The 25,227-nt window shown below is 46.8% G+C and carries 19 protein-coding genes; 6 read left to right on the top strand and 13 right to left on the bottom strand.

All coding sequences use genetic code 11. The annotated features are described in order from the left end of the window. The first annotated feature begins 159 nt into the window (after positions 1–159). The gene (locus MIC7113_RS15540; RefSeq protein WP_015183108.1) at positions 160–1,650 is read left to right on the top strand and encodes a tetratricopeptide repeat protein; all 1,491 of its coding nucleotides are present in this window, start codon (positions 160–162) and stop codon (positions 1,648–1,650) included. Positions 1,651–1,808: 158 nt separating this feature from the next. Here MIC7113_RS15540 and MIC7113_RS15545 read toward each other — a convergent pair whose 3' ends face one another. Next, a complete protein-coding gene (locus MIC7113_RS15545; protein WP_015183109.1) occupies positions 1,809–2,264 on the bottom strand; it encodes a hypothetical protein in 456 nt (151 codons plus the stop codon). Between the two features lie 551 nt (positions 2,265–2,815). On the opposite strand from MIC7113_RS15545, the gene MIC7113_RS15550 reads away from it, so the two are divergent. Further along, on the top strand, positions 2,816–3,043 hold the full coding sequence (locus tag MIC7113_RS15550; protein ID WP_015183110.1) for a hypothetical protein: 228 nt from the start codon (positions 2,816–2,818) through the stop codon (positions 3,041–3,043). Then, positions 3,043–4,212, top strand: coding sequence for an 8-amino-7-oxononanoate synthase (gene bioF, locus MIC7113_RS15555; RefSeq protein ID WP_015183111.1), 1,170 nt, complete (start codon positions 3,043–3,045; stop codon positions 4,210–4,212). The genes MIC7113_RS15550 and bioF overlap by 1 nt, the downstream gene beginning before the upstream one ends. Before the next feature lie 236 nt (positions 4,213–4,448). Here the strand turns inward: bioF and c2c8 are convergent, their stop codons facing one another. Next, entirely contained in the window at positions 4,449–6,344 is a 1,896-nt protein-coding gene (gene c2c8, locus MIC7113_RS15560; protein WP_015183112.1) for a type V CRISPR-associated protein C2c8, read from the bottom strand. 291 nt (positions 6,345–6,635) lie between these two features. On the opposite strand from c2c8, the gene MIC7113_RS15565 reads away from it, so the two are divergent. After that, positions 6,636–7,280 carry a type I restriction enzyme HsdR N-terminal domain-containing protein gene (locus tag MIC7113_RS15565; protein ID WP_015183113.1) on the top strand — a complete coding sequence of 215 codons (645 nt, stop codon included), beginning with the start codon at positions 6,636–6,638 and terminating at the stop codon, positions 7,278–7,280. Between the two features lie 17 nt (positions 7,281–7,297). Here the strand turns inward: MIC7113_RS15565 and MIC7113_RS15570 are convergent, their stop codons facing one another. The 5 genes from MIC7113_RS15570 to MIC7113_RS15590 form a co-directional block, all read right to left on the bottom strand. Beyond that, entirely contained in the window at positions 7,298–8,509 is a 1,212-nt protein-coding gene (locus MIC7113_RS15570) for an FtsW/RodA/SpoVE family cell cycle protein (RefSeq protein ID WP_015183114.1), read from the bottom strand. Between the two features lie 197 nt (positions 8,510–8,706). Beyond that, entirely contained in the window at positions 8,707–8,910 is a 204-nt protein-coding gene (locus tag MIC7113_RS15575) for a phycobilisome linker polypeptide (protein ID WP_015183115.1), read from the bottom strand. Positions 8,911–9,307: 397 nt separating this feature from the next. Beyond that, entirely contained in the window at positions 9,308–9,793 is a 486-nt protein-coding gene (apcB, locus tag MIC7113_RS15580) for an allophycocyanin subunit beta (RefSeq protein ID WP_015183116.1), read from the bottom strand. Positions 9,794–9,883: 90 nt separating this feature from the next. Next, a complete protein-coding gene (gene apcA / locus MIC7113_RS15585; RefSeq protein ID WP_015183117.1) occupies positions 9,884–10,369 on the bottom strand; it encodes an allophycocyanin subunit alpha in 486 nt (161 codons plus the stop codon). A 586-nt stretch (positions 10,370–10,955) separates the two neighbouring features. Next, positions 10,956–14,309 carry a phycobilisome rod-core linker polypeptide gene (locus MIC7113_RS15590; protein WP_015183118.1) on the bottom strand — a complete coding sequence of 1,118 codons (3,354 nt, stop codon included), beginning with the start codon at positions 14,307–14,309 and terminating at the stop codon, positions 10,956–10,958. A 375-nt stretch (positions 14,310–14,684) separates the two neighbouring features. Between MIC7113_RS15590 and MIC7113_RS15595 the strand changes: the two genes are divergently transcribed. Then, positions 14,685–15,902 carry a class I SAM-dependent methyltransferase gene (locus MIC7113_RS15595; protein ID WP_015183119.1) on the top strand — a complete coding sequence of 406 codons (1,218 nt, stop codon included), beginning with the start codon at positions 14,685–14,687 and terminating at the stop codon, positions 15,900–15,902. A gap of 8 nt (positions 15,903–15,910) precedes the next feature. On the opposite strand, the gene MIC7113_RS15600 is transcribed toward MIC7113_RS15595, so the two are convergent. Continuing rightward, positions 15,911–16,654 (bottom strand): Uma2 family endonuclease, encoded by a 744-nt coding sequence (locus tag MIC7113_RS15600; protein ID WP_015183120.1) that lies wholly within the window; start codon positions 16,652–16,654, stop codon positions 15,911–15,913. A gap of 116 nt (positions 16,655–16,770) precedes the next feature. Between MIC7113_RS15600 and MIC7113_RS15605 the strand changes: the two genes are divergently transcribed. Beyond that, entirely contained in the window at positions 16,771–20,496 is a 3,726-nt protein-coding gene (locus tag MIC7113_RS15605; protein WP_015183121.1) for a CHAT domain-containing protein, read from the top strand. A gap of 124 nt (positions 20,497–20,620) precedes the next feature. Here MIC7113_RS15605 and MIC7113_RS15610 read toward each other — a convergent pair whose 3' ends face one another. The 5 genes from MIC7113_RS15610 to MIC7113_RS15630 form a co-directional block, all read right to left on the bottom strand. Continuing rightward, entirely contained in the window at positions 20,621–21,187 is a 567-nt protein-coding gene (locus MIC7113_RS15610) for a hypothetical protein (RefSeq protein WP_015183122.1), read from the bottom strand. A gap of 134 nt (positions 21,188–21,321) precedes the next feature. After that, positions 21,322–22,272 (bottom strand): F0F1 ATP synthase subunit gamma, encoded by a 951-nt coding sequence (locus tag MIC7113_RS15615; RefSeq protein ID WP_015183123.1) that lies wholly within the window; start codon positions 22,270–22,272, stop codon positions 21,322–21,324. Positions 22,273–22,457: 185 nt separating this feature from the next. Continuing rightward, positions 22,458–23,975, bottom strand: a complete 1,518-nt coding sequence (gene atpA / locus MIC7113_RS15620) for a F0F1 ATP synthase subunit alpha (RefSeq protein ID WP_015183124.1) — start codon at positions 23,973–23,975, stop codon at positions 22,458–22,460. Positions 23,976–24,110: 135 nt separating this feature from the next. After that, positions 24,111–24,662: an ATP synthase F1 subunit delta gene (gene atpH / locus MIC7113_RS15625; protein ID WP_015183125.1), complete on the bottom strand. Its 552-nt coding sequence runs from the start codon at positions 24,660–24,662 to the stop codon at positions 24,111–24,113. A 3-nt stretch (positions 24,663–24,665) separates the two neighbouring features. After that, entirely contained in the window at positions 24,666–25,223 is a 558-nt protein-coding gene (locus MIC7113_RS15630; RefSeq protein ID WP_015183126.1) for a F0F1 ATP synthase subunit B, read from the bottom strand. Positions 25,224–25,227 lie beyond the last annotated feature (4 nt).

The following is a 25,227-nucleotide window of genomic DNA, read 5'->3' on the forward strand; positions in this document are numbered from 1 at the left end:
TCCTGCAACCTTCAGTTGAGCTTTTTCGTTAACAACTACAGTGATGACGGTACAAGAGACTGGACAAAAATGTCCAGGGAAAATGGTATTTCTACCGGATAAACCGATAGTTCCGATGAAACTTACAGCTAGAGGAGAGGAAAAGTTGGGCTTGCGGATATGAGCAGCGACAAGGATAGACAAAACGAAATCATGGTTTTATCAGGGAATGGCAGAGTGTCGAGGAATTGTTCTAGCCTGACGGAAGGATTGGATTTAGCGAGTCAACACCAAGGGGTTGAAGGAAAATCGTTAGAACCTGTGGAACTTCCGATGAAGCCGGCTATTACCGGAGTGGTAACCCTAGAAGCCTCGGAATCTTTTAAGCAAGGACTCAATAAATTTCATCGCGGGGATTATCGCGGTGCGATTCAAGACTTTAACCAAGCGTTGCGGTTCAATGCTGATTTTGCCGAGGTTTACTATTACCGAGGGATGAGTCGCTATAAGAAGGGTGATTATCTCGGAGCAATCAATGATTATAGCCAAGTGCTGCGAGTTAATCCTCACAATGCAGAGGCTTACAGCGAGCGAGGTTTTGTCCGTGCTGTTTTAGCTGATCGCTGGGGAGCCATGCAGGATTATAACCAAGCGTTGCAGATTGATGCTAAGCATATCAAAACTTATTTGAATCGAATTCCATTGCGGGTGGAATTAGCGGATTATCAGGAAGCGATCGCAGATTGCAATGCAGCTTTGAATATTAATCCAAATTTACCTAAAGCCTACCTGTATCGAGGTATGGCTCATTTTGAATTAGAAGATTATCCCAATGCCATGGAAGATTACAATCAAGCTTTAAATATTAATCCCAATCTTGCCGAAGGTTACTTTAACCGAGGATTGAATCGCATCGGTTTGGGAGACTATCAAGAGGCGATCGCAGATTTTAACCAAGCCCTAAAACTGAATCCTAACTATACTCAAGCTTACCTCAACCGAGGTTATACCCGTTTGCAATTGGGTGATAATTGGGGAAGTCTTGAAGATTTTGATCAAGCACTGCATCTCGATCCTGTTTCAGCGAAGGCATTTTTTAGTCAAATGGCTCCGGCTTTTAGCCAGGAATTAGGTATTGTAGAGGATGAAAATCAGCAACTAATCCAAGGTTTGATGCTCCAGGGTAATCTGAGATATGACTCAGGAGATTATCACGCAGCGCTCAATGCATTTAATCAGGTATTAAATCTCGATCCTAATTATACTGAAGCCTACAACCGTCGCAGTACTGTTCGTTCTGCTCTGAGAGACTACGAAGGTGCATTAGAGGATTTAGAAACGGCTAAAAATCTTTCCTTAAGTCACCAGCCATCTTTACAGCCACCACCCGTGGTTCCAGTTGGACAAACGGCTAAGGATTACTATCATCAAGGGGTAGAAAAGCTTCAGATCGGAGACTTTCAAGGAGCCATTGCAGATTTTAATCAAGTCTTGCAAATGAATGGCAATGATGCCACGACGCTTACCTGTCGGGGTTTTGCTTACAGTCGCGTTGGGGACAAGGAAAAAGCGATTGAGGATTTACAAACTGCTGCGAAACTTTTCCATGAGCAAGGGGATGTTAAATCTTCTCAGGAAATAGTAGAGACAATCAAAAAGCTTCAGCCGTAGTTAGACACCGTTGCATTGAAATTGATCGTAACAAGACCAAAGAGAGATGGACTGAATTTCTGACTCAGTCGTATGAAGACGACTTGATCTATTAGCCAGGGAATTAATTCCCTGGCGGGTGATTGCGACTGCTGCAAGATGTAAGCTATATCGTTTTTTTACCGCTGATTGCTAAGAAGATATTCTTCTGCCATTAGCTTTAATCTATCGCCTTCTAAGATGAAATCATCAATCGCATCCTTTAGCTCAAGATAAGGCTGTTGTGCAGCTTGCTTTTTTCGGGCAATGGCGCGTCGAGTTGCTATCCTAACTTTCCCCGCCCACTTACGCTCTCCGAAAATATCTAAGCCGCCAGAAAAAATACTATCGGCTTTAGATTGAGAGGTTTGTTGGTTAATATCTCGTAGCGTTGCGTTGAGTTCTTTCTTAATCGCTCGAAGTTGCTTTTGAGCAAATGTAATCCGTTTGATTTGAAGCTTTACCGATTGGGGATCTTCAAATCTCAACGACATGTCCAACGCAATTTGTTGGATTTCTTCTAGGGTCTTCATGATTGCTTGTTTCTCGACTCCTGGTTTATCTGAAGGGAGAATATATTGAAGTGCGTATGACATTAATTTTTAATATTATAAACGCTAATCATTGACAACGGCTAGCCCTAGCTCTTCTAAGGTATTTACCCCTTATTTAGGACTTAATTAATGCCTCATAATGCTCTTTTTAATTACCATAACTAGAGAATAAAATTGTGACCTATCTAAAGTTGTTAATAGTGCTAAGTAGGTAGGCACAAATAAACAATTATGTAAACAAATATTAAGACACTAAAGCTCCGATCGGTCCTCTGTCCTCGTATGAACTCCGGTCTGCCTTACCTCAACAAAAAATATTAATACCGACCTACTAATGCTGAACCAATGCTCATCGAAGGGAAGCGATTGTGATGTTTAAAGCTATCCCTACTCAGCTCATATTTATAAAATTTTGTATCCACTTTTAGTCAAAAAAAACTATGGGGTAAATCAGGTTATATCACTTCGATGAAACCATTTTTCTCATAAAACCGATGCACTGCCTTATCTGCTTCTGCCCTTTCCCAAGAAAATGCCTGAATGAATTGTGATAATAATTAAAGAGTATCAAGATTGACGCAAGAGAGGGAATTATGGGACTTGAGCGCAAAATGTTCAGGGGAATGTTTGCCCCCGGTGAAGTTGTTCAACTCCGACAGATGTGTTTTACCCCAGGACGAGTGTTTCAGCCCGGAAAATATATCGTAGGTGAATTGCCAGATGCTGCCTTTGACATGGGCTTAGTGGAACGATTACCCCCAGTGAAAGGTAACAGTGCGGAAATTCAATACACTGAGAATCCCCCAGAAACAGAATCCTGATGCTAACCGATCCATACAACTGGATAGAACAATCTCTCACAACCATCCACAAAGCTGATTGGTATCGATCGGTGCAAACCATCCAAAGCCGCTCCGGTGCCATTGTGCAACTGGAAGGGCGTAAGGTGATTAATTTTGCCAGTAACGACTATCTGGGGTTGGCGGCGGATGAGCGTTTGATTCAAGCGGCGATCGCAGCGACTCAAGAATATGGTACAGGTAGCACAGGCTCTCGATTGTTGAGCGGACATCGGCAACTGCATCGAGAATTGGAAAATGCGATCGCATCTCTCAAACAAACCGAAGATGCGATCGTATTCAGTTCCGGATATCTGGCAAACTTGGGAACTATTGCCGCTTTAGTGGGGAAGCGGGATTTGATTTTAGCTGATCAGTACAATCACTCCAGCCTGAAAAATGGGGCAATTTTGAGCGGTGCAGTCGTTGTGGACTATGCTCACGCTGATGTTGAAGATTTAAAGAGTCAGCTAGTGCAACACCGACAACACTACCGCCGTTGCCTGATTGCCACTGATAGCGTATTTAGCATGGATGGTGATTTTTGTCCATTGCCAGAGATACTGGAATTAGCCGAAGAATTTAGTTGTATGGTGCTGGTAGATGAAGCTCATGCAACGGGAGTCTTGGGAGCCACGGGTGCTGGATGTGTGGAATACTTTGGTTGCACGGGAAAAACACTAATTCAAGTTGGCACCCTAAGTAAAGCGTTGGGAAGTTTAGGGGGATATGTGGCGGGTTCAACTGCCCTAATTGACTTCCTGCGAAATCGCGCTCCCAGTTGGATTTATACCACGGCTTTATCCCCTGCGGATACGGCTGCCGCATTGGCAGCCATTAACATTGTCCAACAAGAACCAAAACGCCGTACCCAACTCCATCAAAATCTGGATACTCTCAAGCAGTTAATCGCTCAGAAACTACCTCATCTCAAACTGTTACCTTCAGAGTCACCCATTCTCTGTATTTCCTTAGATAGTGCAGCAGATGCTCTTAAGGTTGGACAACAACTAAAAGCGGCTGGAATCTTTGCCCCAGCGATTCGTCCTCCTACGGTTCCCACCAGTCGAATTCGCATTTCTGTAATGGCAACTCACGAACTCGCTCACCTAGAGAAATTGGTGGATGTTTTGAGTGCGATCGCTCGTTGAGTGGGCAGCAAGGCGGTTGAATTTTAGAAATTCAATTCGCATCAACTCGCTTCGTTCCAATTCATACTTGTTAAGTACTTAGACAGGAATATTGACACATATAAGTTATTGCCAGTAGAGGAAGATTTCAGGCTCTATACACCAGACAGAGGATTAGGATGTGTTTTTTAACCCGATGCCCTTTTACGGCAGGTGCTTAAGGTTATGGTAATCTTGCTAGATAGAATAGCTTCTTTTTATTTCCTTTTTTTGCGCTTCTCGGTCTTCTTCCAACGTGGTTTTGTCGAAGCTTCTGGATGGGCTATTTCCCACACGCTATTAGCAAATCTTGCACGCTGAGCGTTTGCTGAGAGTACCGTGTGCGGATTATTGCCAAACTGAGCCAATTCGATATTGACTCCCGAATTGACATCGCGATCGCATTCCCAACCACAAATAATGCATAGATAAAGACGGTTGCCTTCATCATCTACGTTATAGGATGCCTCATTCATTGAGCCGCAAACTGGACACTCTTTTGTTGTGTAGGGTGCAGGGTGCTGACTAAATACCCTACCAGCTCTGTCAGCCTTCTGTTTCAAAAAAGCAATTTTCCTTCCAGGTGATGCATCAGCAAGGCTCTTACTCAGTCCCGATTTACGTTTTGCTCCGGTTTGTTCGTAACCTTGCCCATCTTCACGCTCTTTAGGCTTCGTACGTTTTCTTAGTTTCTCATCTTGTAAACCATCTTCTACAGCAATAAAACCATAGTTACGAACAATCATAGTGGTAATTTTATGATCGTGATTTCGCCGTTGCAGGCTAATTTTTCGGTCAAGTTTGCGGATAGCTTTCTCAAGAGCTTTTTGCTTTGCTCCAGAAAATGGGCTTTTATCCTTCATCGTTGGTGGTGCATCAGGTACAATATTATATTTCAATGTATTGAGCCTAGAAGCTCCTATTGCCTTGATTACCTCAGCCTCTGTTTTCGCAGCTCTTAAAGCTTCATAACTCTCATTGCTAATAGGGAAAAAATTTTTCCGAATTTCTTGAATTGTTCGATCAGGATGATGAATCCACAGAATGAGCCTTTCCGTTAATTTTTTAGCCAGCTTCTGTTGTAGTTTAGCTCTACGTTCTTCCGACTTTCTATAAAACTTTTGAGGCTGAATACGAGTACCATCTGAAAGGCTTAATTCGTACTGTAGCCCTGGATCGATTCCTATTGAAGCATTGGTGGCTTTGACAGAGAAACTTCGTTGCACTTCACCTGAAAGCTGTATGTAGTATGCATCGGGACGCTTACAAATTTTGTATGTAGCAACTCTAGGAATAGAGCCATCAGGATTTCGCCATCTCTTGTCAATTCCTTTACATCGAACTTTTCCAAGCTTTGGGATTCCTGCAAAGATATTATTGCCTACTAATCTTTCATTTGCACTAGGATTGGTGTTGATTAAGGTCTGTAATTTATCCCTTTTACGCTTGTACTGTGGCTTTCCTCTTTTAACTTCGGATTGACCATACCGACTTTTCAAATATTCTTGCCATGCCGTATCGAGTTGCCCCATCTCTCCAGCACGGAATCTCTGAGGGATGTCGCTATCTTTCATCCATTGAGGGAGATTTTCAGTTTTGCTTACTAAACTTAATCCACCAGAACCTTTATAAGTGGGATTCCGAATCATAGGCTCATACCAACTTGGATTTTCGACAGAGCCGTAACGAGGTATGGGACAAGAATATCCTGTACAGTTAGAGTACTTGCGATCTTCATCATGATTCGACGGTAGCCAGCCCCAACTATCCTTCTTTTCAGCGGGAGTAGGAACTTTATAAATTGGTAGCTTTTTCACATACCAACGTGATTTTTCAGAAATAATTCTACAAAAGGGAGCTAAATACTTTCGATCCGACGTTTTCTCATGGGTTGGAATGCAAGCTTTCTCTTCCTCACTGAGCGGTCGATATTCGTATTGAATGGGACAACACGGTGCGTACTCCTTTTGTCCTTTAACATAACTGTAAAAGTCATCAAAGTCTTCTAAAGCTGCTAACCCCATATTCCAAAGGGATCTATTAATCTCAAGCCATCGGTCAATTTTTGCTTGTTGCTCTAGGCTGAAATCAGCCTTGAACTCTAGGGTAAGCATAAGTTCAAATTACCAGTACAAATGTATTGTAATCATGTTACTATGTCTGATTAAGGCAGGGAAGTTTCCTACCATAGCCTTGAAGTCCTTGAACTTCTAAATGACTGTGTAGCCTTTGGCAGCAGTAATCGAAAGAACTCCTGAAACAACAGGAGAATCCCTGATAGGTAGTGAGGGGCTGTGTAATGCAGTCCCTCACTCTCAAATGTTGCGATCGCGGTTTTCCTACTTTTCCCTACAATGAATCTAACCCACTATTAAAACTCAGCCACTTGAATCGAAGGTGAATGGATGGCGAAGGTTGTTGCGGTTACGGAAGCCATTAAGAGCCTTGCTGAAGCTGAATCAAGGTTGAACTTGAGCAGAGCTGAGGATGAGACTTTTTTTACAGAGTGGCAAACCCAATTGCCCAGCCTTAGTGATTCTGAACAGACTGCGTTGGATACGGTGCGGCGCAGATTGCTTTATCACAGAGCCGATGGAGAATTACTAGAAGGGGCAGTGACGTTGCTTGTGGTATCGCCTTTGTTAGAACTGGCAGGGTTCTACGATCCACCGTTTAAGATGAAGGCTGAAGCTGCGATCGAGATTGCGATTAATGATGGCGAAGAAACGCTGCGGGGGCGAATTGATGTCTTGATTTTGCAGAATCAGCTTTGGGTAATGGTTTTGGAGTCCAAAAAAACCATGATTTCGACGCGATCGGCATTACCTCAAGCCTTGGCTTACATGATGGCAAATCCAGATTTGGATAAACCGCGATTTGGTATGTTGACGAATGGCGATGATGTGTTGTTTGTGAAACTCTTGGCTCAGCCAACGCCCCAATACGGATTATCACGGGCATTTTCGATTTATACCATAGCCAGTGAACTGAGCTCGGCGTTTCAAGTCCTCAAGCATTTAGGGCAAGGTATTATACATCCAGAAAGTTAGCCATTAATTTTTCGTTGTTACCGTTGTACCTGTGGTTTTTGCCGCCTTTGCCGCCGCCGTTCTGCTGCCGACGGGCGATTCGTTTGTATCGGTACAACCTGTGCCTCACTACTTTCTCGTGCCACCCGAATCAGCAGTCCCGCTGCCACCAAACTAGCAATCATGGAATTACCGCCATAACTAAAGAAGGGAAAGGGTAAACCTGTTGTGGGTAGAACGCCAGTCGCTACACCAATATTTAACAACGACTGCCCCACAATTAAAATCATGGCTCCAATCGCAATGAGCTGATGAACTGTATTTCGCGCCTTTAACGCCACCCTAACTGCCACCGTCGCGTAAGTCATGATCAGCCCTAGCATCAATACACTACCCGCGAAACCAAATTCCTCAGCAAATACGGCAAAGATAAAATCAGTGTACTGAATCGGTAAATAAAACAGCTTTTGTTGCGATAGCCCAAATCCAGAACCCCAAGTGCCGCCCGAACCAACCGCCAGCAGGCTTTGAACCAGTTGGTAGCCATCGTTCATCGGGTCAGACCAAGGATTGAGAAACGACATCACCCGACGCCGTTGGTATTCTTTGAGGCTAAGACTGATAAAACTGAGCAGTACACCGCCTAATGCTGTTCCTGCCATATAAGAATAAGGCATTCCTCCTGCCAAGGCGATCAGCCACAAGGTCATACCGCACAAGGCTGTGGTACTGAGATTCGGCTGTAACAGAATTCCCAGAAGTACGAGGGCAAAAATCCCCAGCCAAAACAAGCGTACTCGACCGTTAATTCGCTTCCACTGCCCAAAGAGTCGGGCACTCTGTAGTACCAAAAAGGGTTTAATTAACTCTGAAGGTTGTAGAGGAACAGGGCCAATGGCGATCCATCGAGTTGCACCATTAACGGTAGTGCCGACACCCGGAAGCAGGGTAATGAACAGAAACACCAACAGCGTGATCACAAACCAGTGAGCGATGTTCAGGGTATAACGCAGGGGCGATCGCACCACGAGGTTAAACCCGATTAATCCTAACGCTACCCAAATCAACTGTCGCTTGAAGTAATACAGCCCATCGCCAAACTCAGCATCTGCACTCGGAAAAGAGGCCGAAAACAGAACGGCTAAGCCGATAAACATCCACACAAACGTTAGCCACTTCAACAACCGGGCATTCAGCGCCCATTCTTGTGCGGAGGGATTAACAAAGAAAATCAGGTCGCGTAGAGTCACGAATATTTAATCCCTAACAACAACGCAGAGCTTTTGAACAGCGGTTTGACTGTAAACAACACTAACGTCACTGAATCAAGAATAGCTAATTCCTGCCAAAAGATTCGCTTCTGTTTGGCCTTAATCCGGCATTTTCATAAAAAAGGGGGGCTTGGCAACCCCCTACTCTTCCCTGATCGAAATCCGTTTTTCCAGAATTAGAGAAGACCCGTATTGGTACCGGGCTTACCTGTGGCGAGTTCCACCTTAACGATTTTCCCGCCCATTTTCATAATCCGTTGCTGCTCACGAAACCAGCTATCGTAGGGAACCAGTTTCGTGAAATAGGTATTTTGTAATTCCCGCTGCGTTCTGATTCGGGTTTGGCTAGGAACGCACGCCGTCACTTTAAACATTCGCATGAGTTTGTTTCTCCTGTGGATAGGTTAAGAAATTTTAAATTTCAATTCAGTTTTTGAAGCGATTGCGCGTAGCACACCGCCTAAGGCGTTTGCTATTGCAATTTGCAAAATTCTTGGGTTCGTGGTGCTCAAAACTCAGCCTCAGCGTTAGTCATTCAGCAAGTCACTTGAAACGCTTTCCTTAATCTTTGGCTGCACCACAACGGCGAAACTTGAAGCCGTTATTCTTTAACACAACAAAGGTTGGGAGTCAATCGTCAATACTAGACCGCCAAAACTCATCTGCTTTACAAATATCTCAGCAAGACTCGCCTCTAACAAGCTAGCACTCACAAATGACTTCCCAAACCTTAAGTAGACAACCGACTACAAGCTCAGAAATTAACTAAGAGAATACTTAGCTTAAGCCAGAGCTGATGTAATCAAAATAGACGCCCATTTCCTTACCCGCATCAGCACCAACCAAGCTGGCGGTGACTTCTTTCATGGCTTGGATGGCTTGAACGGTTGCGCCAACAGGAACGCCCAAAGAGTTGTAGGTTTCCTTCAATCCGTTGAGTACGCGCTCATCGAGGATGGAGGGGTCACCCGCCAACATTGCATAGGTCGCGTAGCGCAGGTAGTAGTCCAAGTCACGGATACAAGCGGCATAGCGGCGGGTGGTGTACATGTTGCCGCCTGGACGGGTGATATCCGAATACAGCAAGGACTTGGCAACAGCTTCCTTCACAATTGTGGAAGCGTTAGCGCTGATGGTGGTAGCCGCACGAACCCGCAGTTCGCCTGTGCTGAAATAGCCCTTAAGCTTGTCCAGGGCGGCATTATCCAAGTATTTACCTTGAACGTCAGAAGAGTTAATAACAGAGGTAATTGCGTCTTGCATTTATCCGATTTCCTATTTCACCTAGTCTCTTGAATCCTTTGCACAGACGCGAAACAGCGCGTCTGGAACAGTAGGGAAAAGATGCTTACCCTACTGCAACCCTCCAATCACATAGTCGAAGTAAGAGCCAGCTTCGGAGGCATCGTCACCAGACATCATGGAAGTAGCGGCATTCTTCATCGCCCGAACGCCTTCTGCAACTGCATCGATGGGGGTACCCAAAGACTTGTACATTTCACGGACGCCAACCAAACCAATTTCTTCAATTGGGGTGACATCACCAGAAACGATTCCGTAGGTGACTAGGCGTAGGTAGTAGTCCATATCACGCAAGCAAGTAGCGGTCATTTCTTCGCCGTAGGCGTTGCCACCGGGAGAAACAATATCAGGACGCTTCTGGAACAGTGCGTCACCCGCTTGCTTGACAAGGCGTTCGCGAGAGTCAGTTAGGGTTTGAGCGATGCGGAGGCGACGCTCACCAGAGGTAACAAACGCTTTGATCCGCTCTAGTTCGCCAGGGCTCAGATAACGTGCCTCAGCGTCTGCATTCACGATAGATTTCGTGACGATACTCATCGATAGGATTCCTCCAGAAAAGTTTAACCAGGTGTGTTTAAACTGGCATTCGCATTCTTGATCGCTAGTTCACTTGAGCTAATGTGCTGCACTTAATTTGTTTTCAGGGTGGCTTAAACCGCAACTCCTAAAATTTCTTAAGTATTTTTACGCTTCGTTGAAGCTATCAGCAATACATTAGTCAGGGATACAGCGACCTACCGCAAATATTCTGCGACAGATTGTTCACATTCTTCTCGGTATCTTAATATTTTGTAATATTCTTCCTCAGATTTCGGGAAGTCCGACAGGCACCAAGATCAGGAGGAACGGTAGCGCGTCCTCTGATTTTGAGACATCAACAGCGGGCTTGTGAGTGAGAACAGACGTAGAAAACTGAGCTGATCAACTCCCTTGTTCTCCCTTCCCTGGCTCTGTGTCCTCCTGTCTTCTTCCTGGCTTGTCTTGGTGTCCTTTGCTCTGAGGAAAGCTCCTCTGAACGGCTTTACACCGCTTCAGAGGAGAAGATAGTCAGCGGATTCATGCAAACGCAGCGCTGAACCCATGAGGTTTTGCTCACGCCGGAAGGCGAAAGTTTAGACCGAGGTTACTTCACCCAATCCGAGACAGCTTTCACACTACCGAGGTAGTTGCCAGCCGGTAACGTTGGGCAGCGATTGTAAGGCACGACATCCTCACCGAAGAAGCGGACATATTCTTCGCCATCAACCAGCGCTGCAACAGCCGCACTCAGACCTTGCTCGGTCAAGAGTTGGTTATACTGCTGAATTTCTGATTGGGTGGCTGGAGTCCGTCCCAACAGATGGCGGAACAGGAACTCAATCACCTTGGTATTCGGATAAGGGGTGTAGAACCGACGCTGGTAGATATCAGAACTCGCCAAGACCTTGACAAACTCGCGCACTGAAATTTCACCATTGCTGAGCTTGCTTTCCAATTCAGGGCGACGGAACTCCCCAGGCACCTGTCCGTTGAAGACATCCATCACCTGAGAGTAAATCGCCTCGATGACCTGGGCGGTTTCAGTCTGATTGGCTCCAGGAGTCATACGGAAAATCCGTGCAGGCTTACGGCGCGTTGAGCTAGCACTGACCTCAACTGATTGACCCTCACTCGTTTGGAAAGAACGACCGAGTTCGACAAACTGCGGCTTGCTCGTTTCCTGCTGCCAATCTTGACGCTTCATATCCGCGATCGCCTTACCTGTCATCGGCATCTGCGCCACATCCATGCGGGAAGACACCGGCTCGAAGCTAGGGACGACCACATCCTTATTCTGCTTCGTGAGCTGGTTATACAGCCTTTGAGTGTTGGGGAAGTTGGCAGCGGGTAAGGTGGGGAAGCGCCGATAAGGCACGGTATCTTCACCAAATACCTGGACATACTCCATGCTGTTCACCATCGCGCCGATAAAGCCACGAATACCCTCAGCAGCGAGAATCCGGTTGTACTTCTGGATTTCCTTCTGGTTTTCTGGTGCACGACCGAGGAAGTGCTTCGTCCCCAGCTCAATCACCTTAGTGTTGGGGAAGGGAGTATAGAACTCTTTAATGTAGAGGCTGGAGGTACCTAGACCTTCAATGAACTCTTTAACATTAATTTCGTTGTTACTCAGCTTGCTTTCCAGAGCCGAGAATTCATTCTTCAAGATGTACGGCTCGATATCGCGCTCAAAGATTTGCCGATAGGCGGCTCGAATCAGAGTTTTAACCGCTGGCTTATCAACGTTATTGGTCAGTTTAAAGACCTTGGTTTGCTCGCGCTGAGCACTCACGCCCTGATTAATCCGGAATTGAACATCAGGTTCAGTACGCGATTCAGTGACTTGACCCAATTCCACGAAGCGTGGGGTTTCAGCTTTGGTCATTGAGGTACCGCTGACTCCTTCCGCCATCGTGCCGCCTCTCAAGCGTCGCAATGCCAAACCACCTGGAGTCACATAGCGCTCGTAGGGAACTGTATCTTCCCCAAATGCCTCAGAGTACTCTGGGCTGTCGATAATGGCGTCAACGAGGGCATAGAAGCCTGACTTGGCGCAAATATCGAAATACTTGTTGATCTCTTGACGCCCATAAGTCGGACGACCCAACAGACGGCGGTGGATATACTCAACGGCTTTACAAACATACAGGGATGTCCAGTAAAGATTGCGGAATATCTCCGACTTAGCCAGGGTTCGCACGAACTCCCGCACGGAGATTTCGCCGTTTTCCAGCTTAATTTCCGCCACCTTCTGGCGCTGACCATCGTAGACATCACGCCCAAACACTTGCAAGTAGCAAGCCCGAATCACGGCTTGGGTAGAGCTTTCCGAGAATTTAACACTGGCAGCACTGCTCTTGTTGCGACTCATGCCAGAGGCGGGGAGTTGATCCAATCGGAACACCTTGGGTCCTAAAGAACCGGGAAACTCGCCTCGTGCCTTGGGATTGCTGTTTTGGTTATTGATGCCAGGGCCTTGGTGAATCAGCAGGCGCTTCGTATCTTTGCCAAAGGGAGCCGGTCGAGTATTGGGATTCCGGGTTTCTTTGGGGAAGATGGCTCCAAACTGAATTTCCAAGGGGTCGTTGCCAGAACCATAGGGATGTTGGTCAGGCAGTGGGCGGTCATATTGGGCAAAGGTTGTGATGAACTGAGGGACTTTGCGGAATGGCGCACTGTACTTCAGTAAATCTTGCTGCATTCCCCAGTTGCGGCATTCCTGGGCTTCTTGACCCAATCCCCGCAGGTAGGGGACGGTTTCTTCGCCAAAGTAGTCGGAGTATTCTTGCGAATTGACCAAGGCATCCACCAGAGCCGCTAGACCGCCGCTGGAAACAATGGCAAAGTACTGTTGGACTTCTTCACGCGAACTTGGACCACGACCCAGGAAATGACGGAAAGCCAGTTCTAGGGCACGACTGTTGATGAAAGGCTGGTAAAACTGTTTTTGATATAGGGGAGATTTACCCAGGCGACGAATAAACTCTTTCATTGAGATGTCGCCGTTCTTAACCTGAGATTCCAGGTTAGAGATGGACTGGCTGTAGGCGCGGGTAATATCACGCTCGAAAACCTGCCGATAGGCGGCTTTCACAACCTCTATTTTTTCTGAGGCGGATAGTCCCGGCTTCATCACGAACTTAGGACGCCGTTCTGCTGCATTAAAGTAACTTTGGGGCAGTTGTAAGCCTTGTTGGTCACTTTTAGGACGCTGCCGCAGTTTATCGGAAGGATTAGCCGCTTTAAATTCGCCAATCAATATGTCAAAGTACTGACTGACGATATCCCTGGCCTGGGCATCACGCTTGAAGTACCCTAGCGAGGCAGACCGCATTTCCTGTAGTGCCACCAGTGTGGCCTCTCCAGAGCAGGCATTTTCGATGATTTCCCGCAGACCCCGGACGTTGACGACGATAATGTTCGGGTCGCCCGCTACGATCGCGTAAGTTACATATCGCAACATCCACGACAAGTCACGCAGAGATTTCTGCATGTTTTTCGGGCCATAACGAGCGACGTTAATCGGTCGGAAACCCGCCGGTGTCGGACCTCCACTAGAGGCACTGAAGAGTCCCCGCAGACCCTCGAAGAAGCCACCACTGCTTTCCACATAAGTGGCAGTCCCTAATTTCATGGAATCTCTGACATCCATGCTGCCACCCGCCAGGACTAATTCCTGACCCACTTCTTCCCTGGGCTTTTCCAGGAAAGCCATCGGGGAACCCCCGACGAAAATTCGGTTGGCAGCGCGGGAAACAATTAGATCCGCGTTTTTGCTCAGAATATCTGAAATTTCTAAACGCTGTATCCCAGAGCGGAAGTAACTGGCAAGCTCACCTAGCTCACCAGCGCCTAAGAACCGGTCTTGCTGTTCGGCTTGAATAATTGTTGAAACCGGTACTGTTTGATATAGTTGCGGACGCGCAACTGAGCTTCCACCACTTGCCTTAACACTCATTGGTTCTCAAAAGCTCCCATCGACAAATTGCAAATTGCTACTGTGTTAAGTCTGACCAGGGTGCCAATGCAGGTCATTTTCGCTTACCTTAGGCTTTTGTACATCGGTATTGACTCCCATCTCAAGGGGAGACAGGATGTTCCCGTGAAGCCTTCAATAAACTCTCTTCCTGGGCTTTACCAGATCAGTCTTTAGATTAAAACGTTTCTGTTGTTGTGAACTTATTTGTTAAGAAGTGTAAATAACACCTTCCAGTGTTTCACAGAGTCATCATAGTTGATAAGGGTCAATCGCTGAGAGTCCCCATAAGTTTTGTTACAATTTTCGAGGTCTGGGGAGTGGGGCAATCCCTAATACCTAATGAGATTTTGAGTTATGAATACCGAGCAAGACACTAGCACTGCTGTTCAGCGGCTTTACGATACTTACCCTTTTCCTCCGGAACCGTTACTCGATGAGCCACCCCCTGGGTACAACTGGCGCTGGAATTGGTTAGCGGCTTACAGCTTTTGCACAGGTCAAAAACCCCCAAAACAGGACGTGCGGATTCTCGATGCGGGGTGTGGGACGGGTGTCGGGACAGAGTATTTGGTTCACCTCAATCCTCAAGCGTCTGTGGTGGGAATTGATTTGAGTGCAGGTGCTTTGGAGGTGGCACGGGAACGTTGTCGTCGTTCAGGTGCGGATCGCGTTGAGTTTCATCACTTGAGTTTGTACGACGCGGATCAGCTTGAGGGTAAGTTCGATCTGATTAACTGTGTTGGAGTCTTGCATCATTTGCCTGATCCGATTCGAGGGATTCAATCTTTGGCGAAAAAGCTAGCACCTGGTGGCTTGATGCATATTTTCGTCTATGCGGAGTTGGGGCGGTGGGAAATCCAACTCATGCAAAAAGCGATCGCACTTGTTCAGGGTAATCAGCGAGGCGACTACCAAGACGGTGTGAAGGTGGGTCGTCAATTGTTTGAATCTCTACCAGAAAATAATCGTTTAGTCAAGCGAGAAAAAGAACGTTGGTCGTTGGAAAATCAGCGGGATGCCAACTTTGCGGATATGTACGTTCATCCCCAAGAAATTGACTACAACATTGAGACACTGTTTGAATTAATTGATGCGTCTGGTTTAGAGTTTATTGGCTTTTCTAATCCCCAATATTGGCAGTTGGAGCGGCTTGTGGGGAAGAATCCAGACTTAATGGAGCGGGCGAAGGGGTTGAGCAATCGCGAACGTTATCGTTTAATTGAACTATTAGACCCAGAAGTTAGCCACTACGAATTTTTCCTAGGACGCCCTCCCATCCTTAAAGCAGATTGGTCATCGGATGAGGCTCTTTTGGCAGCAATTCCAGAGCGGAATCCTTGCCTGAGTGGATGGCCTAGTCAGAGTTTATTTAATCACGATTATCAGCTTATCCATCTGTCAGATGAAGAGTTTGAATTCCTGCAAGCTTGTGATGCGAATCCTACCGCCCCAACAGTCCCTAACCCAGATGAAGCAAAAACGGTGGGAGATATTTTGGCTGGTGTAACGTTGGAGTTGAAGGGAGTGCGATCGCTCCTTAATCAACAGCTAATTATGTTGACTCCAGGGTGAATGGGACATTACTCAGGTAATTCTCCAAAGCGTTCTCGATAGCGAGCGAGCATGGCTTCCATTTCAGCAAGTTGTTGTTGAGCTAGTTCCCGTTGTTGACGTTCTTGTTCAGCTCGTTGGCGTTCTTGTTCGGCTTGTGTCTGTGCCAACAATCGTGCTTGAGTTTCCTGGTTGAGTGCGGCCACTAGTTCATCAGGAATTAGCAATTTTTCTCCAGTATCCTCTCGATAAAAGCCAATCAGTTTTCCTTCAACGGCTAACCGAAGTTTTAAGGGTTCGCTGCGACTATCTGTTATGGGTGTGTAGGTATCTTCCCGCAGGCGATATCCTTGCAATTTTTCGGCTATCCACTCTCCCTTAGGATCAAATAGCCAGTATTCCTGAACACCTAGCTGCTCATACAAGGTTTTCTTAAAGGTCTTATCTTGGTCTTTTGTGCCTGGAGAAGTCATTTCAAAAATTACCACGGGTACTTGACCTTCTTCCCAAGTTTTGTAGTTGTCCCTGCCACCGGGAGCAACATCGAAAATCACCATGACATCAGGGGCAGTTCGTACTTTGGGAAATCCCTGAGCATAGTAAAGGAATTGGTTGGCTAGAACGGTTGCTTGACGACCTACTAAGTATTGTTTTAGGACTTCTAAAGTGGTTAGGATGGCATAAAGATGATCGTAGGTTTCTGCCACGGGTTCACCATCGGCACTGGGGTAAACAATTGGGGTGGTTTGGGTTATGGGGGAAGTGGCTGTCATGGTAACACAAAGTCGTCATCACGCTTTTATTCTAGAGTTGAATTCAGGTTGACTGCATAAGTGAAATGTGGCGAGAACTATACTGCTGATGAGTCACTCATTGCACCTGATTAGCCATGCGTCTCCCAAGAATTGGACTGACTGCTCTCATTACCATCCTGGCAACTATTGTGAATGTAGATTTGGGATTTCCAGGTTTAGGGCAATTCATCCAAAATCCCAGAGCTAAAATCCCTAGTTCCCAGGTGTTGGCTCAAACCCCAGATTCACGGAAAGCGGAAGCAGACCGACTGATTGAGCAGGGTATTGAGCAGTATAGAACCAGCCAATTTGAGGCGGCACTACAGTCTTGGCAACAGGCATTGATTATCTATCGAGAAATCAAAGACCGTTTAGGGGAGAGGAATGCTCTGAACAATCTAGGAATTGCTTACTATTCTCTAGGAGATTACACCAAAGCGATTGAGTACCAGCAGCAGAGTTTAGCCATCGCACGGGAAATCAAAGACCGCCGAGGGGAGGGGCAATCTCTGGGCAATCTGGGAAATGCTTACCATGCCCTAGGAGAATACGCCAAAGCCATTGATTACCAGCAGCAGAGTTTAGCCATCGCACGGGAAATCAAAGACCGTTTGGGTGAGGGAGAATCTCTGGGCAGTCTGGGACTTGCTTACTCTTCCCTAGGAGAATACGCCAAAGCGATTGAGTACCATCAGCAGCATTTAGCCATTTCACGGGAAATCAAAGACCGTTTCGGGGAGGGAGCAGCTCTGGGCAATCTGGGAAATGCTTACCATTCCCTAAGAGATTATGCCAAAGCGATTGAGTACCAGCAGCAGAGTTTAGCCATCGCACGGGAAATCAAAGACCGCCGAGGGGAGGGGCAATCTCTAGGCAATCTGGGAAATGCTTACTATTCCCTAGGAGATTACGCCAAAGCGATTGATTACCAGCAGCAGCGTTTAGCTATCACACGGGAAATCAAAGACCGCCGAGGGGAGGGGCAATCTCTGAGCAATCTGGGAAATGCTTACTATTCCCTAGGAGATTACGCCAAGGGCATTGAGTACTACCAGCAGACTTTAGCCATCGTACGGGAAATTGGTGATAAGAACTGGGAGGGTTTGGTTCTGAACATTCTGGCATTTGCTCTCCAAAAATTACGGGAACGATCGGATAACGTAGAAGCAGACATACCGATACAACAAAGTGCAGAAGTAGACATACCGATACAACAAGGTGCGGAAGCAGACCGACTGTTTCAGCAAGGAATTCAGCAGTATCAGACCAGTCAATTTGAGGCGGCATTGCAGTCTTGGCAACAGGCATTGATTATCTATCGAGAAATCAAAGACCGCCCAGGTGAGGGGAATGCTTTGGGCAATCTGGGAGAGGCTTACCGTAACCTAGGAGATTACGCCAAAGCGATTGAGTACCAGCAGCAGCGTTTAGCTATTGCACGAGAAATCAAAGACCGCCAAGGTGAGGGGTATGCTCTGGGCAATCTGGGAAATGCTTACAATTCTCTGGGAGATTACGCCAAAGCAATTGATTACTACCAGCAGAGTTTAGCCATTTCACGGGAAATCAAAGACCGTTTGGGTGAGGGACAATCTCTGGGCAATCTGGGAGCTGCTTACCGTTCTCTGGGAGATTACGCCAAAGCGATTGAGTACCATCAGCAGCATTTAGCCATTTCACGGGAAATCAAAGACCGTTTAGGGCAGGGGCAATCTCTGAGCAATCTGGGAAATGCTTACTATTCTCTGGGAGATTACGCCAAAGCGATTGAGTACCAGCAGCAGCGTTTAGCCATCGCACGAGAAATCAAAGACCGTTTGGGCGAGGGGCATTCTCTGGGCAGTCTAGGACTTGCTTACCAAGATTTGGGAGATTACGTCCAAGCGATTGAGTACCATCAGCAGAGTTTAGCCATTGCACGAGAAATCAAAGACCGTTTGGGTGAGGGTACATCTTTGGGGCATCTGGGAGCTGCTTACTATTCCCTAGGAGATTACCCCAAAGCCATTGATTACCAGCAGCAGCGTTTAGCTATTGCACGAGAAATCAAAGACTGCCAAGGGGAGGGAGCATCTCTGGGCGGTCTGGGAAATGCTTATTATTCTCTAGGAGATTACGCTATAGCCATTGATTACCAGCAGCAGCGTTTAGCTATTGCACGAGAAATCAAAGACCGCAAAGGGGAGGGAGCATCTCTGAGCGGTCTGGGAAATGCTTACTATTCTCTAGGAGATTACGCTAAAGCGATTGAGTACTACCAGCAGGATTTAGCCATTGCACGGGAAATCAAAAACCGCCAAGGTGAGGGGCAGTCTCTGAACAATCTAGGACTTGCTCTATTCAAATCTAGTAATCTCCCAGAAGCTGAAAAAACTCTCCGTGCTGGAATCGAGACATGGGAATCTCAGCGGGAACGATTGGGTAACAATGATGCCTACAAAGTGTCAATTTTTGAAGAGCAAGCTCGCACCTACCGCACTTTACAACAAGTTCTCATCGCCCAGAATAACCCTAATGCTGCTCTAGAAGTTGCGGAACGGGGACGTGCCAGGGCGTTTGTGGAGCTATTGCGTCAGCGCAACGCTACAACATCAGACTCTGCCAATTCTCCCCTCGCTCCACCCACTCTTGAGCAACTGCAACAAATCGCTAAGCAACAGAATGCCACTCTGGTTGAGTATTCGATTATTTATAATGACTTCAAGATTAAGGGTAAAGAAGAATGGAAAGAATCAGAACTCTATATTTGGGTCATCAAGCCTACAGGTGAAATTACCTTTCGCAAAACTGACCTTAAACCACTGTGGCAGCAACAAAATACCTCTCTAGCAGAACTCGTTACGATGAGTCGTGAATCTATCGGAGTCAGGAGTCGAGGATTGGGAGCCGTTGCCAAAGTGGATGACGCCACTCAAACAAATCGATTACAGCAACTCTATCAAATCCTAATTCAACCGATCGCAGATTTACTCCCCACGAATCCAGAAGCGCGTGTCATCTTTATCCCGCAAAGCTCGTTATTTCTGGTTCCGTTCCCAGCACTCAAAGATGAGCAGGGCAAATACCTGATTGAGAAACACACTATCCTCACCTCTCCCTCGATTCAAGTCCTAGAACTAACCCGCAAACAACGGGAAAACTTACCCCCCCTTACCAAGGGGGGGACAGGGGGGGTTAACCTGGTTGTCGGGAATCCTACCATGCCTAGCGTCCCGCCCTATCCTGGGGAAAAACCGCAACAACTGGCACCTCTCCCAGGTGCGGAAGAGGAAGCAAAAGCCATTGCTCCCCTCCTCAACACCCAACCCCTCATCGGCAACCAAGCTACCGAATCAGCCGTTAAACAACTTTTACCCAAAGCGCGAATCATTCATCTAGCCACTCACGGCTTACTTGATGATATTCGAGGAATTGGCAGTGCTATTGCTCTTACTCCCGACTCCTCATCATCTCCCCTTGCCAAGGGGGGACAGGAGGGGGGTAACGGTTTACTCACGGCTGAAGAAATCCTAGACCTAAAATTAAATGCCGAATTAGTCGTTTTAAGTGCCTGCGATACCGGACGAGGACGCATTACAGGTGATGGTGTAGTTGGACTTTCTCGTTCTTTAATTTCTGCCGGAGTTTCTAGTGTAATTGTTTCCTTATGGTCTGTACCCGATGCACCAACAGCATCATTAATGACCGAATTTTATAATAATATCCAACAGCGCCAACTCGATAAAGCACAAGCCTTACGACAGGCGATGTTGACCACGATGAAACAACATCCTAATCCTAAAAATTGGGCAGCCTTTACTCTAATTGGAGAAGCAAAGTAAAGGTTAAATAGAATCGCAATTCAGGGTGTATCTAAATTAGGAAGTACAATTTCTTGTAGAGCAGATATCACCAAAAATTAGAGGGGCAGGGCAGACAGAATACCCATGCCAATAATATGAATTTTTATTTCACTAACTGAAATGAAGTCATAAATTTTTCAACATCAGCCGACAACGCACTTTCTCTATCTTTGGGAATTTCTGTCGTTAATTGGTATAAGCGTTGTTTGACTAAATAAGTTCGATAGTTAACTATTTTGCCGCCAGGAGCTTCAAACTTAAATTCTTTGCCAGAATATTCTTCTAAGCGAATATCTTGCTGATTAATGAGTTTGAGTTTGCGATCGCTTGTAAAACGAGAAGATAGGCTATCTAAAATAAACTCAGGAGGAAGCTGAGCGATATCCTCCGGGAAATTTGTATAAGAAACACTATATTTTACCTTACCTTCTTCTAATGAAGCGGTGAACAGATTAGCATCCAGAGATACCTTATTTCCATCAGTCGTTTGTCGGTTCTGAGTGGGTGCAACGGGCATTAAAACCGTAAAGCCTCCTTCAGAGGAAGAGATTTGTTCCCATTGTTGCTGTTGAACGAGAACTGGCTGTTCGGCTCGAACAGATTGAATCGCTGGATATCCACTCATCAGCAGACTCGATAAAGCTGACAGTAATAAAAATTGAGTTCTCATACTTTATATTCCTCAGCAACTTTGCCCCAAATCTTCGTCATTATACAGTAGTCGCTTGAGACAGAAATAAAAAAGCGTCTGAACTCAGCCAGACGCTTGCCATGTTTGACGTTTAAAGAATATGAAACCTGATTTTAGCCACTCAGTGCTTCGGCACCGCCCACAACTTCCAAAATTTCCTGGGTAATCGACGCTTGCCGTGCCTTGTTGTAAGACAGGGTTAAGCTGCTAATCAGTTCACTGGCATTATCACTGGCGTTGTTCATCGCCGTCATCCGGGCTGCCAATTCGCTAGCGGCTGACTCTTGCAGCGCCCGCAGTAACTGGTTGTTCAAATACAAGGGCAACAAGGCATCCAGAATTTGCACTGGGTCTTGTTCAAAGATCATGTCACGGGGGAAGGGAGTGACTTGAGGTGCGACTTTCTCCCGTGTGACCTCAAAGTTGCCACCACGACTTGTCAGCCTGAAGATTTCATCATCTTGTGCTTCTAGTCCTTGTGCCGTCAAGGGCAGCAGGGTTTGAACCACTGGACGAGAACTAATCAAGGAGACAAACTTGGTATAAACCAATTCAACCCGGTCTACGGATTCTGAGAGGAACAGGGAAAGCAGTTCGTCCGCAATCATTGAGGCTTCAGCGGCGGTAGGAACCTGCTCCAAGCCGGTATATTTAGCATTAATAGGCTGGTCGCGGCGCTGGAAATACTGAGAGGCTTTGCGTCCCACGAGGACGTACTTGTAATTCAGATTTTCCTGCTGTAATTCCTTCGCACGGTTTTCAGCACGACGGATGACGTTGCTGTTGTAAGCGCCACAAAGACCGCGATCGCCTGAAATCACCAACAATCCAACCGTCTTGACTTCCCGTTGTTTGAGCAGGGGTAAGTCCACGTCTTCAAACCGCAGACGGTTCTGTAAGCCGTAGAGAACTTGTGCCAAGCGGTCGGCAAAGGGACGGGTGGCGGTCACCTGTTCTTGGGCGCGACGGACTTTGGCAGCGGCAACGAGGCGCATCGCCTCGGTAATTTTTTTCGTATTTTTGACCGACAGAATGCGATCGCGAATAAATTTTAGATTGGCCATATCGGGGTTGAGGTGAACAGGTTGAAGGTTGAAAGTTGAGTTGAAGGTTGAACATTGAATTGAAGGTTGATTGGCAGGTTGAAAGTTGAAAGTTGAAGGGTCTAACTTTCAACCTGGTTTTGTCACCTTCAACCTTCAACCTGGTTTTGTCACCTTCAATCGGCTAGTGTTCAACCTGCAACCGATTACACGGATACGAGGAAAGTCTGCTTGTATTCTGTGATCGCTTCTTTCAGCAGCTTTTCTGCCTCATCAGTGAGTGCCTTCTCTTTTTGCACAATCTCACCATACTGCTGCTTGCTGGTCTTCAAGTACTCCCGCAGTCCCTTGGTAAAACTGCTGACTTTCTCAACCGCAATGTCATCCAGATAGCCATTGAGACCGGCGTAGACCAATGCGACTTGCTCATAAACGGCTAACGGTGAGTACTGAGGCTGCTTCAAAATTTCCCGCAACCGCTGACCCCGTGACAATTGGTCTTGGGTGGCTTTGTCCAAATCCGAGGCAAACTGAGCAAAAGCTTGCAGGTCATCAAACTGAGCCAGTTCTAGCTTTAACTTACCGGCAACTTTCTTCATCGCCTTGGTTTGGGCGGCAGAACCCACCCGCGATACGGAGATACCGGGGTTAATAGCAGGACGTAAACCGGAGTTGAACAAGTCAGAAGAGAGGAAGATCTGACCGTCCGTAATCGAAATCACGTTGGTAGGAATGTAGGCAGACACGTCACCAGCTTGGGTTTCGATAATCGGCAGTGCTGTCATACTGCCTTCACCGAGTTCATTGCTCAGTTTCGCCGCCCGTTCCAACAAGCGGGAGTGGATGTAGAACACATCTCCTGGATACGCTTCCCGTCCGGGCGGACGACGCAGCAGCAAGGACATCTGACGATAGGCTTGGGCTTGCTTGGAGAGGTCATCGTAAATCACCAGCGTGGCTTTGCCCTTGTACATGAAGTACTCAGCTAGGGTCGCGCCGGTGTAGGGAGCGAGGTACTGAAGGGTGGCTGGGTCGTTGGCATTCGCCGCTACCACAATCGTGTAGTCTAATGCTCCTTTATCCTGAAGCACACCAACCACTTGGGCTACAGTAGACGCCTTTTGACCAATGGCGACGTAAACACAGATTACGTCTTGTCCCTTTTGGTTGATGATCGTGTCAACGGCGATCGAGGTTTTTCCGGTTTGGCGGTCACCAATAATTAATTCCCGCTGACCCCGCCCCACGGGAATCATGGCGTCAATAGCGGTGATTCCGGTTTGCATGGGTTCATAAACTGAACGCCGTGCAATAATCCCTGGGGCACCGGATTCAATCAAACGAGATTCGGTGGTGTGGATGTCTCCCTTTCCATCAATCGGGCGGGCTAGGGCGTCCACCACGCGACCAATCATCGCCTCTCCCACGGGCACCTGAGCAATTTTGCCCGTCGCGGTAACAGAGCTACCTTCTTGGATGCCACGACCATCGCCCATCAACACGGCACCGACATTGTCCGCTTCTAAGTTCAGGGCAATGCCAACCTCGCCATCTTCAAACTCGACCAGTTCCCCAGCCATGCACTTTTCCAAGCCATAGATCCGGGCAATGCCATCACCGACTTGCAAAACGGTGCCAACGTTGGAAACCTTGACATCTTGGTCGTATTGTTCTATTTGCTGCCGAATAATGCTGCTAATTTCGTCGGGTCTAATGCTAACCATGATTAGTTGTTTTTATTGAAAACGTTGAAGGTTTAGAGGTTGAAAGTTGAAGGTTGTTCGCCTAGGGTTCCCTAAAGGGTGAGGTTGAAGTTTGAAGTTCAACCGGTTCATTAACTAACCGATTTACCTACACCTTTAGCTGCTTAAGCGCAGACCAATTCGGCGGATTTGCCCCCGTAGACTGGCATCGATTAACTGAGAACCGACTTTAATAATCACACCACCAATTAAATCGGGGTCAATTTTTGTATCCAGTTCCACTTGATGGGCACTTGTCATCGACCGGACTTTTTCACGAACAGACTGCTTTTGCTCTTCTGTCAGTTCTACGGCTGAAGTGACTTCAGCTAGAACGGTTTGATTCAACTTCCGCAAGAGTGCTTGATACTGCTGGCAAATTCCTTGCAAAAACAGGACGCGCCGCCGATCAACTAAGAAGTTCAAGAAATTATTGGTGTACTGATGAAATTGCTCACCACCAATCTGTTTCAGTACAGCTTTTTTGTCTTCGGCTTTCACAATTGGATTGCCTAAAAACTGCTGTAACTCTTGAGATTCTTTCAAGAGATTGAGTAAGCCAGCAATATCTTCTCCGATTCGCTCTGTGAGGTTATTGGCCTGAGCGATCGACATTAATGCTTCTGCGTAAGGCTGATATACCTCGGCACTTAACGAGCCACCTTTCACGATCTACCTCCCAATTGTAGCGATGCTGCGGTCAATTAACGTTTGTTGAGCGTGTTCATCTAAGCGCTCTTTAAGCTGTACTTCGACGCGCTGCATTGCCATTGCCGCAACTCGCACCCGAAGCTCTGCGATCGCTTTTTCTCTTTCGGTGTTCAAATCCTGAACGGCTGTTTCTCTCAGGCGTTCGACATCTTGACGCGACGCTTCTAAAATGGCGGCTTTTGCAGCCTGTGCATTTTCTTCGGCTGCTGCTCGAATTCGTTCTGCTTCTGCCTGAGCTTGTGCCAACTTCTGTTGAGCATCGGCTAAGGCTGTGGCTGCATCTTTCTGCCGTTTTTGAGCCTCTTGAATCGCTTCTTCAATTTTTGAGCGCCTCTCAGAGAGGGTCTTGCCTAAAAATTTACGCCCAAAGAAAAATAGCACCCCTATGATAATCACGAGGTTAATCAGGTTGGTTTCTAAAATGTTTGTGTTTAAACCAAAACCACCTTCTGAACCACCTTCCGCTGCGAGTTCTGCCGCTGCGGTAGCCAGGAATGAGAAAGTACTCATAATAGCCATATAC

Origin of the sequence: Allocoleopsis franciscana PCC 7113 (genome assembly GCF_000317515.1) — a bacterium.
GTDB classification, from domain to species: domain Bacteria; phylum Cyanobacteriota; class Cyanobacteriia; order Cyanobacteriales; family Coleofasciculaceae; genus Allocoleopsis; species Allocoleopsis franciscana.

Excerpts from the sequence above, each read along its gene's own strand:
- MIC7113_RS15540 (WP_015183108.1), top strand. The coding sequence starts at position 160 with ATGAGCAGCGACAAGGATAGACAAAACGAAATCATGGTTTTATCAGGG.
- MIC7113_RS15545 (WP_015183109.1), bottom strand. The coding sequence starts at position 2,264 with ATGTCATACGCACTTCAATATATTCTCCCTTCAGATAAACCAGGAGTC.
- MIC7113_RS15550 (WP_015183110.1), top strand. The coding sequence starts at position 2,816 with ATGGGACTTGAGCGCAAAATGTTCAGGGGAATGTTTGCCCCCGGTGAA.
- bioF (WP_015183111.1), top strand. The coding sequence starts at position 3,043 with ATGCTAACCGATCCATACAACTGGATAGAACAATCTCTCACAACCATC.
- c2c8 (WP_015183112.1), bottom strand. The coding sequence starts at position 6,344 with ATGCTTACCCTAGAGTTCAAGGCTGATTTCAGCCTAGAGCAACAAGCA.
- MIC7113_RS15565 (WP_015183113.1), top strand. The coding sequence starts at position 6,636 with ATGGCGAAGGTTGTTGCGGTTACGGAAGCCATTAAGAGCCTTGCTGAA.
- MIC7113_RS15575 (WP_015183115.1), bottom strand. The coding sequence starts at position 8,910 with ATGCGAATGTTTAAAGTGACGGCGTGCGTTCCTAGCCAAACCCGAATC.
- apcB (WP_015183116.1), bottom strand. The coding sequence starts at position 9,793 with ATGCAAGACGCAATTACCTCTGTTATTAACTCTTCTGACGTTCAAGGT.
- apcA (WP_015183117.1), bottom strand. The coding sequence starts at position 10,369 with ATGAGTATCGTCACGAAATCTATCGTGAATGCAGACGCTGAGGCACGT.
- MIC7113_RS15590 (WP_015183118.1), bottom strand. The coding sequence starts at position 14,309 with ATGAGTGTTAAGGCAAGTGGTGGAAGCTCAGTTGCGCGTCCGCAACTA.
- MIC7113_RS15595 (WP_015183119.1), top strand. The coding sequence starts at position 14,685 with ATGAATACCGAGCAAGACACTAGCACTGCTGTTCAGCGGCTTTACGAT.
- MIC7113_RS15600 (WP_015183120.1), bottom strand. The coding sequence starts at position 16,654 with ATGACAGCCACTTCCCCCATAACCCAAACCACCCCAATTGTTTACCCC.
- MIC7113_RS15605 (WP_015183121.1), top strand. The coding sequence starts at position 16,771 with ATGCGTCTCCCAAGAATTGGACTGACTGCTCTCATTACCATCCTGGCA.
- MIC7113_RS15610 (WP_015183122.1), bottom strand. The coding sequence starts at position 21,187 with ATGAGAACTCAATTTTTATTACTGTCAGCTTTATCGAGTCTGCTGATG.
- MIC7113_RS15615 (WP_015183123.1), bottom strand. The coding sequence starts at position 22,272 with ATGGCCAATCTAAAATTTATTCGCGATCGCATTCTGTCGGTCAAAAAT.
- atpA (WP_015183124.1), bottom strand. The coding sequence starts at position 23,975 with ATGGTTAGCATTAGACCCGACGAAATTAGCAGCATTATTCGGCAGCAA.
- MIC7113_RS15630 (WP_015183126.1), bottom strand. The coding sequence starts at position 25,223 with ATGGCTATTATGAGTACTTTCTCATTCCTGGCTACCGCAGCGGCAGAA.